The 14,944-nt window shown below is 62.1% G+C and carries 11 protein-coding genes; 9 read left to right on the forward strand and 2 right to left on the reverse strand.

Translation table 11 applies throughout. The annotated features are described in order from the left end of the window. Window positions 1-3: 3 nt before the first annotated feature. The 8 genes from ACVW1C_RS24980 to ACVW1C_RS25015 all read left to right on the forward strand — a co-directional run bounded on the left by ACVW1C_RS24980 (window position 4) and on the right by ACVW1C_RS25015 (window position 11,714). On the forward strand, window positions 4-567 hold the full coding sequence (locus ACVW1C_RS24980; protein WP_456760677.1) for a DUF6931 family protein: 564 nt from the start codon (window positions 4-6) through the stop codon (window positions 565-567). A 12-nt stretch (window positions 568-579) separates the two neighbouring features. Further along, complete coding sequence (gene tagH / locus ACVW1C_RS24985; RefSeq protein ID WP_456760678.1) at window positions 580-1,950, forward strand: type VI secretion system-associated FHA domain protein TagH; 1,371 nt, start codon at window positions 580-582, stop codon at window positions 1,948-1,950. 48 nt (window positions 1,951-1,998) lie between these two features. Next, entirely contained in the window at window positions 1,999-3,336 is a 1,338-nt protein-coding gene (gene tssK, locus ACVW1C_RS24990) for a type VI secretion system baseplate subunit TssK (protein ID WP_456760679.1), read from the forward strand. A gap of 305 nt (window positions 3,337-3,641) precedes the next feature. Continuing rightward, window positions 3,642-4,856 carry a type VI secretion system protein TssL, long form gene (tssL, locus tag ACVW1C_RS24995; RefSeq protein ID WP_456760680.1) on the forward strand — a complete coding sequence of 405 codons (1,215 nt, stop codon included), beginning with the start codon at window positions 3,642-3,644 and terminating at the stop codon, window positions 4,854-4,856. 44 nt (window positions 4,857-4,900) lie between these two features. Further along, a complete protein-coding gene (gene tssM / locus ACVW1C_RS25000) occupies window positions 4,901-8,437 on the forward strand; it encodes a type VI secretion system membrane subunit TssM (protein WP_456763165.1) in 3,537 nt (1,178 codons plus the stop codon). Next, window positions 8,434-9,126 carry a type VI secretion system-associated protein TagF gene (gene tagF / locus ACVW1C_RS25005; RefSeq protein WP_456763166.1) on the forward strand — a complete coding sequence of 231 codons (693 nt, stop codon included), beginning with the start codon at window positions 8,434-8,436 and terminating at the stop codon, window positions 9,124-9,126. The genes tssM and tagF overlap by 4 nt, the downstream gene beginning before the upstream one ends. A gap of 6 nt (window positions 9,127-9,132) precedes the next feature. Beyond that, the gene (locus ACVW1C_RS25010) at window positions 9,133-9,906 is read left to right on the forward strand and encodes a PP2C family protein-serine/threonine phosphatase (RefSeq protein ID WP_456760681.1); all 774 of its coding nucleotides are present in this window, start codon (window positions 9,133-9,135) and stop codon (window positions 9,904-9,906) included. Then, window positions 9,906-11,714, forward strand: coding sequence for a protein kinase domain-containing protein (locus tag ACVW1C_RS25015; protein ID WP_456760682.1), 1,809 nt, complete (start codon window positions 9,906-9,908; stop codon window positions 11,712-11,714). Before ACVW1C_RS25010 ends, ACVW1C_RS25015 begins: the two co-directional genes overlap by 1 nt. Before the next feature lie 8 nt (window positions 11,715-11,722). Here ACVW1C_RS25015 and ACVW1C_RS25020 read toward each other — a convergent pair whose 3' ends face one another. Both ACVW1C_RS25020 and ACVW1C_RS25025 read right to left on the reverse strand, forming a co-directional pair. Then, window positions 11,723-12,751 carry a DUF4424 domain-containing protein gene (locus tag ACVW1C_RS25020; protein ID WP_456760683.1) on the reverse strand — a complete coding sequence of 343 codons (1,029 nt, stop codon included), beginning with the start codon at window positions 12,749-12,751 and terminating at the stop codon, window positions 11,723-11,725. A 31-nt stretch (window positions 12,752-12,782) separates the two neighbouring features. Then, the gene (locus ACVW1C_RS25025; protein ID WP_456760684.1) at window positions 12,783-13,064 is read right to left on the reverse strand and encodes a hypothetical protein; all 282 of its coding nucleotides are present in this window, start codon (window positions 13,062-13,064) and stop codon (window positions 12,783-12,785) included. Between the two features lie 155 nt (window positions 13,065-13,219). Between ACVW1C_RS25025 and ACVW1C_RS25030 the strand changes: the two genes are divergently transcribed. Beyond that, window positions 13,220-14,941, forward strand: a complete 1,722-nt coding sequence (locus tag ACVW1C_RS25030) for a hypothetical protein (RefSeq protein WP_456760685.1) — start codon at window positions 13,220-13,222, stop codon at window positions 14,939-14,941. Window positions 14,942-14,944 lie beyond the last annotated feature (3 nt).

Here is a 14,944-nt window from a genome sequence, read left to right on the forward strand (position 1 = left end):
GCCATGGGTCAAGTTCGGTTCAGCACAGTCCGCGATCTGTTTGAAGCCTATCCGCTGGCGCGCTACGACGTCGGCAATGCCGCCCGGGACAAGTTGTCGTTGGATTTCCTGCAGGAGGCCGCTGATGCAGGCAACTGGCACCAGGCTGTATCCTTTTGCGCGTACCTGCTCCCCAGGCGCGTGGCCGTCGCCTGGGGATGTCGCTCGTTGCGGCAGATGTTCGATAATTTCGACGGCAACGAAGACAGGTCACTCAACTTTGCCGAGACCTGGGTCCGGCAGCCAGACGAGCAATCGCGTAACAAGGCGTTGGCGGTCGGCAATGCCAACGATCCCGAGCAGCCGGCGACTTGGCTGGCGCTGGCGGCGGGCTGGTCTGGCGGGAGCGTCGTCCCTGCGGAATTTGCCCCGGTCGAAGCCAAGCCAGATCAGACGGCGCGGGCGGTTCGCGCGGCTCTTTTGATCGGGCTTTGCCGGCTTACGCGTGAGTCCAGGGACCGGATAATGACGGCCTGCCTGGAGGATGGTATTCAATTGGCACGCGGCGAACCGCGCCCTCTGCGCTGACGAGACGATGTGATGGTGCTTCGCTTCAACATCGAGAACGAGCCCAACCTCCCCGATGGCGGACCTGTGTCATTTACGGTCACCGGCCGGCGCTCGGTCGATATAGGCCGCGATCGTCATCTCGATTGGACATTGCCCGATCCGTCTCGGATGATTTCGGGGAAGCATTGCGAGGTCCATTATCGCGACGGTGGCTACTGGTTGCACGACGTCTCGACCAACGGCACCTTTCTCAACGGTGCCGACCAGCGCATGCGGGGAGCGCATCGGCTACGCAATGGCGATCGGCTCGTCATCGGCCATTATGTCATTGGCGTTTCTCTGGACCTGGACGAGCATGCCGAGGGCACCCCGAGCCATGGCGCGCAGCAGCAAGCTCCTCTCGCGCAGCAGCACGCCGATTATCAGGAACTGTGGGTTCCCGATCGCGACGTGCCGCCGCCAATCGACCCCCAGCAGTTGAGAAGGCCGCGCGAAGCAGCGCGGCCCGTCAATGCGGAATTCCTTGATTGGGCGGCGAGCGTTCCGCCGGCGGGCGTCGACCCCGTCCGGCCGCAGATGCCTCAACGGGAGACGCCTCTGCACGACGACATGAGCTGGGCAGCCGGTCCAGTCGCCACTCCAAACCCGCCGGTCGACGTGCTGCACGCGATGCCGACGCCGCGCCGACCCTCGGTCTGGACCGACGATGAAGCGGCTGTCCCGCCACCGCCGGCGCTGCCACCGGCAGGGCATGCGGGAGCGCCGCGGCCGCGGGTGGCCGAGCCCGCACCGGCTACGGCCGCGCCGATCGGCAATCCCGTATTTGCGCGCTTGGTGGCACGCGCTGCCGGGCTGCCGGAGAGTTTCTTTGCCGACAAGACCGAGGCCGAACTCGCGGAGCAGCTGGGCGTCATACTGCGCATGACCGTGGAAAACTTGATGGCTCTGCTGCAGGCACGGACCCAGGCCAAGCAGTTGACGCGCAGCACCAGTCAAACCACCATCCAGGCCATCGAGAACAATCCGCTTAAATTCTCGCCGACCGCGGAAGACGCGATGCGTATCCTGTTCGGACCGCCGACGCGCAGTTACCTCGACGCGCCGCATGCCTTCGCGCAGGGCTTCAAGGATCTCAAATCCCACCAATTGAAGACCTATGCTGCAATGCAGCATGCCGTCAGCGGGCTGATCGCCAGTATCGATCCAACGCTGATGGCGCGTGAGCTTGAGCTTCAGCGCGGCGCAAGATCCTTTTTCGGCTCGAATAAGAGTAAGTTGTGGGATGAATTCTTGACGCGCTGGAAGGCGCATCTCGGTCGTGACGAAAGCGCGCCGATCGATACCTTCATGCTGCATTTCTCTGAATATTACGACCGCGCAGACAAGTCGGGGTCAAAGTGAACTGTTGGTGACGATGCCGTCGCCGATCATTGCCAAGTGGATGCAGGAATGTCCTGGTACAGCAAAGTATTCTGGTCGGAAGGTCTGTTTCTGCGGCCGCATCATCTGCAGCAGGACGATCGCTATCTCGAGCATCTGCTGGAAAAGCGCGTTCGTTACACAACACCGTACCCATGGGGCTTTGCCCAGCTCGAGATCGATAACGATCTTACTCAACAGAGCAAATTCGCCGTGCGCAGTGCGACCGGCGTCATGCCCGATGGAACGCCGTTCGATATCCCTGCTGACAGTCCGATCCCGGAAGCCATCGAAGTGCCAGATTCGGCCGCAGGCCAGATCGTCTGGCTGATGATGCCGGTCGCGGCGCCCAATACGCGGGAGGTGGATGAGGATCGTACTGACAGCGCAAGTCGTTACGTTCGGACTTCCGAAACGTTTATCGATTCAACCTCGGCGCTGCGCATCGAAGAAGAGATCGATATCGTCTATCCGCGGCTGTCGTTCGAGCTACGCAAGACCAGCAAGCCGGGATACATGGCCCTCGGCATCGCCCGCATCCTCGAAGTACGCGACAAGAACATCCTGTTCGACGACAAGTTTGTGCCGCCGATGCTGGTTTGCGCCGCACATGCGGTCGTCGATGGTTGGCTCAATCGAATTATTGGCTGGGTTGAGACCAAACTCGACGAGCTTGCACGCTACGCGGTCGATCCTTCGTCAGGCGGCGGTTTGCAGAGCGTCGATTACCTGGTGCTGCAGGTTCTGAACCGGACTATTCCCGTGCTGACTCATTTCAAGCGGTCCGGCAGCGTACATCCCGAGCGGCTGTACGAAGAACTGCTGAGGTTCGCCGGTGAGCTTGCGACTTTCGCGACGACCGAACGACGCGCGCGGGACTACCCGGCATACGATCACGACAATCTCGAATACGTCTTCACGCCCCTGGTGCGCGACATACAGGATTTCCTGAGCGCCCGGCTGGGCAGGCGAGCGATCCGTCTGGAGATCATCGAACGAGCCCAGAACGCATTTGTATCGCCGATCCGCGATCGCGCTTTGTTCCGAAATGCTACCTTGGTGCTGGAGGTTGCCGCGCGGCGGCCTCTCGTCGAGATCCAGAATGATTTCCCGCACCTGTTCAAGGTCGGACCCAACACGAAGATGACTGAGATCGTGCACGCAAACCTGCCGGGTTTGACCTTGGTGCATTTGCCGACGCCGCCACCGCACATCCGGGCCATTACAGACCACGTTTATTTCTACCTCGATCGCAAGTCGCCGCTGTGGCACGAGTTCAGTACTGCGGCCTCGATCGGGATGCACTTTTCCGGCGACTGGCCGGAGCTTGAGTTGTACCTTTGGGCCATCCTGGAAGAGCGGCCATGACCGACAGGGACAAGCCGGTTAATCCTTTCGGTCGGGGTGAGCGGACCATCATCCGTCCGAACCCCGGCGGGAAGATGCCGCCGGCTCCGGCTCCTCAATCTCCAGCGGGCGAGGGACCTGCGAGCCGTCCAGCGTACTCGCCATCGCCCGTGGCTGGGCCTGGTGCTCCTTCGTCGCCGTCATTTTCTCCCTTACCACAGGGCGCAAGCTACGCCGCCCCGCCGACCAGCCAGCCGTCGGAGGAATGGATTTCGACACCGCCGCAGGCTACGGCGCAGCAACCGATCTTGCCGCCCGGACCGCCCTTGCGCGTCGACGATCTGGTCGCGCCAAACGCCAATCCGGTGATGCGCGCCGGCGGCCCCTTACTGCAGTTGCTTGGCCGGCTGCGAGTAGCGCTGATGAGGGCGTCATTCGCGAGCCTGATGGAGCAGGTCGCCGACGCCATTAAGTTCTTCGAGAAGGATATCCGCTCGGCCGGCATTTCCGAGCACCAGGCCAATACCGCGAAGTACATCCTGTGCGCTACCGCCGATGATATTGTGCAACACATTCCGACCGACGATCGACACGTCTGGGCGCAGTACTCGATGCTCAGCCGGTTCTTCGGCGAACGTGTGGGCGGCGTACGCTTTTTCGAGATTCTCGACCATTTGAAGACTGATCCGCTGGTCAACTATCCAGTGCTCGAACTGCAGCACGCCTGTCTTGCGCTCGGGTTCCAGGGCATTCAAAGGACGTCGCCGGGCGGGCTTGCGAACCTCCAGGTGATCCAGCGTAACCTCTATGAAACGCTGCGCCGGGTTCGGCCTAAGCCGACCAACGATTTGTCGCCGCACTGGCGCGGACAGGCCTTGGCCGGTCGGCGGAAGCACTTGCGTATTCCCGTTTGGCTGGTGGCGGCCGTGGTCGCCGCGCTGCTGACGGGATCCTATTTTGTGCTGCGGACATTCCTGGCTGGCCGCGCAGAGAATGCCGCGGAAGCAGCGCTGGCATTGCATCCCGCCGATCCAATCGAGCTCAAGCGCCGCGTCGTTGCGCCGCCGCCACCTCCACCTCCGCCGCCCCCCCCAGATCGTATTACCCAGCTGCAGCGCATTCGCAACGCGCTCGCGCAGGAGAAGACGGCCTGCGCCATGACGGCGGATCAGACGGCGAGCTTCATCGTGATCAGGGTCTGCGATCTCGCATTGTTTGCGTCGGGCCAGGCAACCATCCTGGATGGCTTCAAGCCGATCGCCGCTCGCGTTGCAGCGACGCTCGACAAGGAGCCCGGCCGCATCCGAGTGGTTGGCCACACCGACAGCTCGCCGATCCGCACCGTGCGTTTTCCCTCGAATTTCGAATTGTCGGTCGAGCGCGCCAAGGCGGTTGCCGCCGCGCTGAAACCCGGCCTCGCGGATGGTTCGCGCATCGACGTCGACGGCAAGGGATCGGATTCACCGATTGCCAGCAATTCGACACCCGAGGGGCGCGCCAAGAACCGTCGGGTCGAAATCTTCATCGAACGTAGCGAATAGGCGGACGCCACAAGTTCACGCGTAAGCGACAGGTGCCGGTAAATATGCTCGCCAAGGACATTCTACGCATCGTTCTCTATGGAGTCGGGCTCAGCTCGCTTGGGGCGGTGATCTACCTTGCCGGTCCCTTCATTGCTTTCGGCGATTGGCATCCATTGGAAAATCACATCATTCGCCAGATCGCGATCCTGCTGCTCGGCGCCGCAGCGGCAGGTGTCACCGGTCTTCATTTCTTCAGGCGACGCAAGAACGCGAAGGAAATCGCTGACGGCGTCAGCGGTGCGGATCAAGCCGTCAGCGACGAGCCGGTGCTCAAGGAGCGCATGAAGGACGCGCTCGCAACGCTCAAGACCGCGAGCGGTAACAAGTCCGGTTATCTCTACGATCTGCCCTGGTACGTCATCATCGGTCCGCCCGGTGCGGGAAAAACCACGGCGTTGGTGAATTCGGGGCTCAAGTTTCCGCTCGCGCGAGGGGCAACGCCGGCGGCGATCGCCGGGGTCGGCGGCACGCGCTACTGTGATTGGTGGTTCACCGAGGAAGCGGTGCTGATCGATACCGCCGGTCGCTACACAACCCAAGACTCAAGCAGCAAGGCCGACAAGGAAAGCTGGCTGTCCTTTCTGGACATCCTGAAAAAAAATCGGCCGCGCCAGCCGATCAACGGCGTTCTCGTCGCAATCAGCCTGGAGGACGTGCTGACGCTGCCGAAGCAGGAGCTCGCGCTTCATGCCGATGCCATCAGGATGCGGCTGCTCGAACTGCATCAAAGACTGAAGGTGAGCTTCCCGGTCTACGCGCTGTTCACCAAGGCCGATCTCGTTGCCGGTTTCACCGAATATTTCGCCTATCTCGGCGAGGCCGGCCGGCGCCAGGTCTGGGGCGCCACCTTCCAGACCGCCGACAAGACCCAGAATCTGGTGGGGCAGGTCCCGGGCGAATTCGATCGCCTGCTGGAGCGCCTGAGCGAGGAAACTCTCGACCGTCTCCAGGACGAGCCGACGCCGCAGCACCGGGTGCAGCTGTTCGGCTTCCCGGCGCAGATGGCGCGGCTCAAGCCGCAAATCCACGATTTCCTTAATCAGATTTTTGAGCCGACGCGGTATCACGTGAACGCCAACCTGCGTGGGTTCTATTTCACCTCCGGCACTCAGCAGGGTACGCCGATCGATCAATTGATCGGATCGCTGGCGCGTACGTTTGGCGCGGAGGAAGTCGGTGCCGGATCATACTCCGGAACCGGCAAGAGCTATTTCCTTGCCGATTTGATTTCGAAGGTCATCATCGGTGAGGCCGACTGGGTTTCGACCGACCGTGCTGCGGTGCGCCGTGCCCTGATCCTCAAGACCGCAGCGTTGTCGGTGGTAGGTTTGGTGGCGATCGGATTGATCGGTGCTTGGCTGACAAGCTACAAGCGCAACTCCGACCTGATCGAGCAGAGCTTGCAGGCGGACAGGGAGTATGCGGCCGCCGGGGCGCCGCTCATCAAGCAAACGCTGATCGCCGATCACGATCTCGACAAGGTGCTGCCGCTGCTCTATCGACTGCGGAACGCGCCCGCCGGCTACGCATCACGGAATGAGCCGGTAGCGCTCTCGGCGCGCTACGGGCTCAGTCAGCACGCGCGCCTGCTGTCGCCCGCGAAGGAAGCCTATCACACTGCGCTCGAGCGCATGTTCAGGCCTCGCTTGCTGTACCGTTTGGAAGAGCAGCTTAATGCGCGTATCAATGAGCCTGCCTTCGTCTATGAGGCGCTGAAGGTCTACTTGATGCTTGGTGGCCTGCAATCCCCGGACCGGGAATTGATCCGCTCGTGGATGCAGCGCGACTGGGCGGACAACCTTTATCCCGGCGCGACCAATGCGGAAGGACGGCGTCTGCTCGATGAGAATCTTGTTGCAATGTTCGACCTCGAAACCGAGCAGCCGCCGCTGGTTGGGCTTGACGGCCGGCTGATCAAGCAGGCCCAGAATTCGCTGGCGCGCCTCAGCGTGTCGCAACGTGCCTACGAGTTCTTGAAGTCGGAGGCTCGCGGATCGACCGCCGGCGACTGGGTCGTCGGCCGCCGAGGCGGTCCGGACGTAGCAGTTGTGTTCGAAACCACGACCGGGCAGCCCTTGGACAATGTGCGGGTGCCCGAGTTCTTCACTTACAACGGATTCCAGCAGAAGTTCATCGCTCGACTGCCCGGTTTGTCGGAGCGGATGAAGCGGGAGCGGTGGGTGTTGGGTGACGCTGGCCAGCAGTCGGCCATTGACCAGCAGTATGACAACCTGGCTGGCGATCTGCTCAGCATCTACTCCAATGATTTTGTAACGGCGTGGCGTGCTGCGCTTGGCAGTCTGCGTCTGAAGAAATTGCTCGCGGACAAGCCGAAATACGAGGTGCTGAGGGCGCTTTCGGCGCCGACCTCGCCGATGCGGCAAATCCTGGAATCGGTGCGTGATGAGACGACGCTGACCAAGGAACGCCCGAAGCCGGCAAGTGCCGGCACGCCGGCGGTGACCACGCCTGCGCTGTTCAACAATGCCCCGGATGGCACGCCGGGTGCGGCGATCGAGTCGCAGTTCAAACCCTACCATGCAGTGCTCGAGGGGGAGAGCACCCGTCGGCCGATCGACTCGACGATCGCAAATCTCAACGACATCGCGCAGAATCTGACGTTGATGGTCGAGAATCCGCAACTGACGGCGCAGGCAACTGCGGGGCTTCAGACCCAGGTTGCAGCGCTGCGCAACAACGCCTCGCGCATGCCGCCACCATTTTCCGATATGCTGCGGGCAGCGGCCGCGGAGTTCGAAGGCAGTATCGCCGCCTCCACGGCTGGTCAGATCCTGCAGTCGTTGCGCGATCAAGTCACGCCAGTCTGCCAGCAGACGGTGACCAACCGCTATCCGTTTGTACGGAGCAGCGGTCAGGAAGTGCCGCTGGCTGACTTCGCCAAGCTGTTCAGCCCGAACGGAATCATGGACAAGTTCTTCACTCAATTTCTGGCGCCCTATGCAGATACGTCGCGTTCGGACTGGGTTTGGCGAAAGGAGAGTCCTGTCGGCCGATCGTTCTCGCCCGACACATTGAAGCAGTTTCAGAATGCCGCCTATATCCGCGATGCCTTTTTCCAGACTGGCGGCGGTGTGCCGGCGGTGTCCTTTGCGATCCGGCCGCCGCCCGCGGCCGGACCGGGCATCACGGTCAAGACTGAGATCGGCGGCACGACGATCACCAGCCCCACTCTGCCAGGACCAGCCGCAGCTCCCTCTATGTTTGGCGCGCCGCAACCCGCTGCGCCGTCGCCGCCGCAGAGCAATTCACCGACGACCGTGCTCTGGCCGGGCCCATCGCCGCGGACGGCAATTTCGGTCAGCAACGAGACCGGCTCGCCGTCGGTGCTTGAGCGCATCGGCCCCTGGTCATTGTTCCGCATGCTGGAGGCTGGCTCGCTGGTCGCCAAGGCGGAAACCGCCAGCGCCACGTTCATTGTTGCCGGACGTGAGCTCAACTATCAGATTTCGACCGGATCGTTACGCAATCCGCTAAACTTGTCAGTGCTTCGCGAATTTCGATGCCCGACCGGAATATGACCATGCGATGCGGCTTATTCGGCAAGATCGGTGCCAAGCGTGATTTCATCGCGATCGCGACGCCGCGCAGCTTCCTGGAAGTCTGGGAGCCGTGGGTGCAGGCTGCCATCTCCGCGAGCCGCCATCAACTCGGCGCTGCCTGGCAGGGAGCATTTCTGACGGCGCCGGTTTGGCGATTCTGGCTTGGAGCCGCAATCTGCGGCACCACCGTCGCGGGAGCGATCATGCCGTCGCTTGACGGGGTGGGGCGATACTATCCGTTGACGTTGCATGCGGTGTTGGATGATGACGCCGCGTTACCGCCGCCGAGCATCGATCCGCAGGACGAGTGGTTTGGGCAAGTGGAGACATTCCTGCTGTCGACCCTGGATCGGGCTGCGACGTTCGAACAGATCTCTAATGCGCTGGATCGTCTCGCGCTTCCGCGTCTGCGGATGTCGGGGACTGCTGGACCGTCAATCGTGTCGCTGACCGACGCGACGTTGGGACCGGTCGATGGGTTTGCCGAGTCGTTCGGCATGCTCTGCGGCGCGAACCCTCAAATCTATGCCGCGGCTAGTTTCTGGTGGACCGCCGGAGGCGAAGGGTTCCCGCCGATCGCACTGTGTTGCCGCGGATTGCCGGATCCGTTTCACTACTCCACGCTGCTGACCGGCAACGTTGGCCGTGCGGTAGCCAGGACGGGATGACGAGCGATGGTACACGTCCCATCCCTGTTCGATGTCGGTAGCGTCACTCATGCCGGACGGGTGCGGGCGCGGAACGAGGATTCTTGCCTGGTAAGAACCGACATCGGCCTATGGGCCGTCGCTGACGGCATGGGCGGTCATGAGGCGGGCGATCTTGCCAGCCTCATCGTGGTACAGTCGCTTGATGCGATCGCCGCGCCTGCCTCCGCGTCGGACCTGTTGGCGCAGTGCGAGGCGCGTCTGTTTAGCGCCAACCAGCAGATTTTGGCACTCAGCCAAGCAAGGCAGGGTGCCACTGTCGGGACCACAACGGCGGTCTTGCTGGTACGCGACGGCCATTATGCCTGCATTTGGGCGGGAGACAGCCGGGTGTACCTGATCAACCATCGTGGCATTACACAGGTGTCGCATGATCATAGCGAGTTGGAGGAACTGATCGCCGGCGGTGCTCTATCGCGCGAAGAGGTCCAGGATTGGCCGAACAATGCCATCACCCGGGCTGTCGGCGTTGTCGCCGACCCTGAGTTCGAGGTGGTGACCGGTCCGGCCGAACCGGAAGACGTCTTCGTGATTTGCAGCGACGGCTTGACCCGACACGTGCAGGATGACGAGATTCAGCAGCACGCGGCCACTCGCCTTGCGCAGACAGCCTGCGACGACATGCTTGCGCTTGCGCTCGATCGCGGCGGGCTCGACAACGTGACGATCGTGATCGTGCGGCTGCTCGCGCCACGATCCTCAGAGCCCACGAGGACGCCGTTCGATCGGGAGCCGCGATGATGACCGCGAACGATCCTTTTCGATCGTCCTACCGCGGTGTGCCGGCCGGCACCCGGCTCAACGGCATTTACGAGATCGAAGCGATGATCGGGGCAGGCGGCATGGGGGAAGTCTACCAATGCCGCGAGATCCAGACCGGATCGCCAGTTGCCGTCAAGATGTTGTTGCCCGACATGGTCGACAACGAGGCGGCACTTGCGCTGTTCCGCCGAGAGGCGGCAGCACTTCACAACCTTCCGCATGAAGCGATCGTTCGCTACTTCCTGTTCACGGTCGAACCCGTGCTGCAGCGCCCGTATCTCGCGATGGAATTCGTGAATGGGCGGTCGCTGTCGAACATGCTCGACGATGGGCCGCTGACCTTCGAAGCGCTGATCAAGTTGATGCAGCGTGTCGCATCGGGTCTGCAGGCAGCTCACGAACACGGCATTGTCCATCGCGACGTCTCACCCGACAACATCATCGTGCCGCTCGACGATGTCAGGCGAGCGAAGATCATTGACTTTGGTATCGCTCGGTCCACCCAGATGGGTGACAAGACCATTATTGGCTCCGGCTTCGCCGGCAAGGATAATTACGCTTCGCCGGAACAGGTTGGCTTGTACGGCAATGATGTCACCGCGAAGTCCGATGTCTACAGCTTTGGTCTCGTGCTGTTCCATGCCTTGACCGGACAGAAGCTCGATATGGGTGGAAGCCAGTTTCAACTGGTCGAGAAACGTCGGCGTGCGCCCGATCTCGGCGCAGTGGATCTGCGTATCAGGCCCCTGCTCGAGAGGATGCTGCAGCCAGACCCGGCCTTGCGCCCTACCATGGCGGAGGTCGCCAACTGGGCGCCGACGGGTTCGGTTCAGCCGTCCGCCGCGCCACTCTACGGCTTCGATCCATTGGGGAAGCCGGAAGCCGGGACGTCTCCGCGGCAGGAGCGGGCGCCATCGACCCCGCGGAACTCTCGCGGCGGATGGCTCGGCGCCAGCGTCGCGGCGCTGCTGCTTCTGCTGGGGGGCGGTGGGTACAGCTTCTATAAATTTGTCTGGTCGACATCGGGCGTAGCGGCCTTGCCGCCACCTCCGAAACTCGCCGCGACGCCCGCCCCGCCGAGGATCGAGCCTGCTCTGCCACAGCCAGCACGTCAGGATCCGGTGAAACTGCCGTCTCAGCCGACGGTGACGCCGTCTTCGTCGCCCGATGGGCCGGCTCGAGCCGAGCGCATCCGCAGATATGTCGCCCAATATGCAGGCGGCGACTGCTTCTTCATCCTGCCTGTTGCAGTGAGCTCAAGCGCGGCCGTCATTGAAGGCTTTGGGGCCTCGACCGCCCCGTTCGATACCTTCGACAAGGCGTTTCGAAAGGAGCAGGGATTTGAGGCTTCGGTCGGCGTCAGGCAGGTGAATCCGGCACAATGTCCGGCCGTCAAATTCTTGAGTCAGGTTGGAAGCGATCAAGCGCGTGCGCCGCGCATCAACCTGTCAGCGACGGAACTGAAGGCCGGCGAAACCCTCAACGGGACCATCGAAAATTTTGCGAACCGCGTGGTGGAACTGCTCATGGTCTCGGATCGCGGCGACGTGCAAAGCCTGTCCTATCTCCTGAAGCCAGGCATCGACTCGCTTTCTTTTAGCCTGCCGATGGCGCGCACAACCGGTCCGCAGCTCCTGTTGGTCGTTGCGGCTCCGCGTGTTCTCGACTCGCTGCGCCAGCCGCGACCGATGGCGGCCGACACGTTCTTTCTGCAGGCGATGAGCGAAGCTCAGCGCGGCAATCTGACCGTCACTGCGGCCGCACGCTATGTGATGCTCACGAATTGAGCGGCTCTTCAGAACTTGCCGATGATCAGGATCTTCAGGTCCGCATCCGGCTTAAAGTCGCTTGCCGTGAATTGGCGCGAGTTGTTGGCAGATGACGGCATAAGCCGCCCCGGACAAAGACTGACCAGACGGTCGTCGCCGCCCGGATCGATCGTCAACGTGAAGGACCGGATTGGACCCGCCCAGTTCGCACCCGTCTTGAGCACGTAGGAAATGCGCCGCTCCTGCAGCTTGGCCGCATTTTCTTGGCTGTTGCCCGCGCGTTTGTCCAATTCGGCAAGGAACGCATCCGTGACGCAATACTCCTTCCTGTACCGTTCGACTTCCGGACCTAGCGCCGCGCTGCGACGCAGACCCGAGCGCAGGACCGTGTCAGGGCTGGAACCGACGCTGGGGCGATACTGATGTTCGACTATGACGGTACGCGCCGCAGGAAACACTTGCTCGCGAACGGCCGAAGTCTTGGTTATCCAGCCAGGCATGTATTGCTGGCGACCGTTGTCGTTCATGCCGGCAGGCATAAGAAGGCCGCCATCGATCAGCTTGGTTCGGGTTGCCACGGGCAGGTCGGCGATCCGGATATCACGATCGCCGAGCGGCAGCAAAGGCAGCTTAAATTGACGGAGGAGGGCGGTCACATCCTTGCTGCCGACCATGGCGCGCTGGTCGATGGTCAGCGGCACCGCGTTGCCGTCGATCTTGGTCTCGAACTCGACGAAGTTGACCGGATTGCTCGATGGAAAAGCGATGTTCTCGGCTTCGGACAAATCGATGTCGGGCAGCGGAAAGGCGACAGTGAGTGCAACCGGCTTGCTCGTCTGGTTGACGAATTGGTAGCGAACGCTGACCCTGTCCAACCCGATACGAAGCTCCTCGCTCGCCATGGCCACATCCTTCGTGCGAACGAATTGCAGCCCGCCGATGGACAATTCCGCCGCGGAGTCGTTCGCCTGCGCGGGCCAACCGGTTGCTGCCAACAGGGCGATCATCAGGGCTTGCGATCTCAATGACGGCCCGCTTAACGCTCCATTTGCCATGCCGGCCTCCATGTGGCGCCGCAGCGTGGGATCAATCGATCGCCTGGTAAAGATCTCCCCATTCCGGCTTCCAGACGCCATCCGGGTCGCAAACCACGATCGCGAGCTTCATGTCATTGGCGAGACGGATCGCGCCGCGAAAGGCATCCTGGGCAGGTAGTTGGGAGCTGACCTGGTCGCCGCTCAAGCGTCCCCCGGTTGCGGCGGCTGGCAACACAATTGACCCGGAGGCGCCCCCGTCGTCGCGTCTCAAGACTAGAGTGATCGCGTCGGGCTGGATTTCGTTGACTTGCTCAAATCTGTTTCTGGCCATGATTGTGCACTGCAAAGTGAAGGAGTTCGGACTATCACCGTCCAGTGAAGAGTTGAACGGGACCGCCGTTGCTCGCCACTAATTGATGCTGCGCTCGCGCAGTCTTGGATTAGTCGGACTGACGCTGCATTCGGTTCGGTTACATTGAGGCGGATATGGTTCGTCGATCTAGCTGGATCTGGCTCTCCATCGTCGGCGCGATCATCGTTACTAGCGGGGCAAGGGCCGACGATGCCGTCGTGCGAAGCTTTGCCAGTGGTTCGGCTGCATCCATGGTCGGGATCGTTCCGGCCGTCCAAGACGTTGAACTCGCAGGCCCGCAAGCGCTCACCGCGGACGGACAGGGAAACCTGTTTGTGCTTGATCAGATCAACGGCCGCATTCTGCAGTTCGACCCTAAACAGCCGAACGCGGCTCCTGACATCCTGAAGATGCCAAGCGATGTCCAGCCCACCGACCTCGTCGTTCGTAATGACGACATCATGGTTTGGGACGGAGGCGTGAGGATGCTGAAGGCAGCACCAGGACAGTCCACCCGCGGGCTGGGCGGAGACGTGATTCAGCTGGAGGAAGTCTCGTCCCGCGGAACGGACGACCAGGTCGCCATTTCGGCCTTCGCACAGATGGGCTCGCAGGCGTTGAGCAGCCCGACCGACTTGCTCGATCAGAATACGCGTGCGGCTATCGTGAGGACGACGCGGCAGCCCGACCGGCAGTATATCGCCTCGCGCAGCAAGGGATCGGTGATCGCCGATATCATTCCCGACAAGGGGAATAACAGCGTTCGGGTGGAAATCCAGACCATGGTCTCCAACGAGACCATAGGTCAGCTCGGCCTGCGCGTCCGCAACCAGCTCGGCACCGTGGAGTTTCTCGAGATCGACAACAGTGACCGCTTCTATGTGCTGGCCGAGGACATTCCTCCATCGGGCAAGAATGCCACCACATTCGTGGCACGCTATGCCGCGAACGGACGCCTTGAGGGTATCTACGAGTTACCGCTGGAGAACACGCCTTTGACCCGCCGGTTCGTCACCATCTCGGGCGACGGCGATGTCTATTTTCTGCGCACCAAGCCGGAAGGTGTTGAGGTGGTTGGTGTCGGCTTCCGGCCACTGGGGAAAGTGTCCGTCATTGACGTCAGGCCGTCGCGCACGGCGGCCAAGCCGGCGGCGCAGCCGGATTTCAAGTTCAACGCGACCGCCGCCGTGCGGCCGTCCAATCGCCAGCAGGCGATCGAGACGGCCTTCGCCTTTGAGGGCATTCAGTGGAAGCTGACACCGGCGAACTACGGCAGCGATCCCGACAGCCAATGCTCCGGTTTCAGCCGGATTCGCCGGCCGTGGTATCTGCAGGGCAAGGTAAACCAGGAAGTGCGGGGCGTGCCCTATTGCTGGGGTTGCCATGGTTCGCTCGCGAATTTCCGGCAGCGGATCGAAAGCGGGACGCTTGCTGGCAATGTCTGCACCCGCAACGAGCCACGACCGGATGTGGCTGGCGTCGACTGCTCAGCGTTCGTCAGCGCCACATGGGGACTTTCCGTCCACTACACGACCGCCGCCATCCCCGCGATCGCCGCACCCGTGACCAACCCCTGGGACCTCAAGCCCGGTGACGCCCTGAACAAGCCGGGTTCCCACGTGATGTTGTTCCTGCGGTTCACGCCGGATCGCAAGGTGGAGGTCATGGAATCCTCGACGGGCGGCTGCAACGGCAGGGTCTGCCGCAACGTCTATCCGCTCGCAAGCCTGCTCGCACGCGGTTACGTTCCGGTCCGCTTTCGCGCGTTCGCAGATGATCAGACCACTGTTTCCGCGAACGCCTATCAGGAGACCGAGGCGCCGACGGGCCGCAAAACGGCGAACAAGCGGCGCTGAACC

This window comes from Bradyrhizobium sp. USDA 4011, from assembly GCF_054063415.1.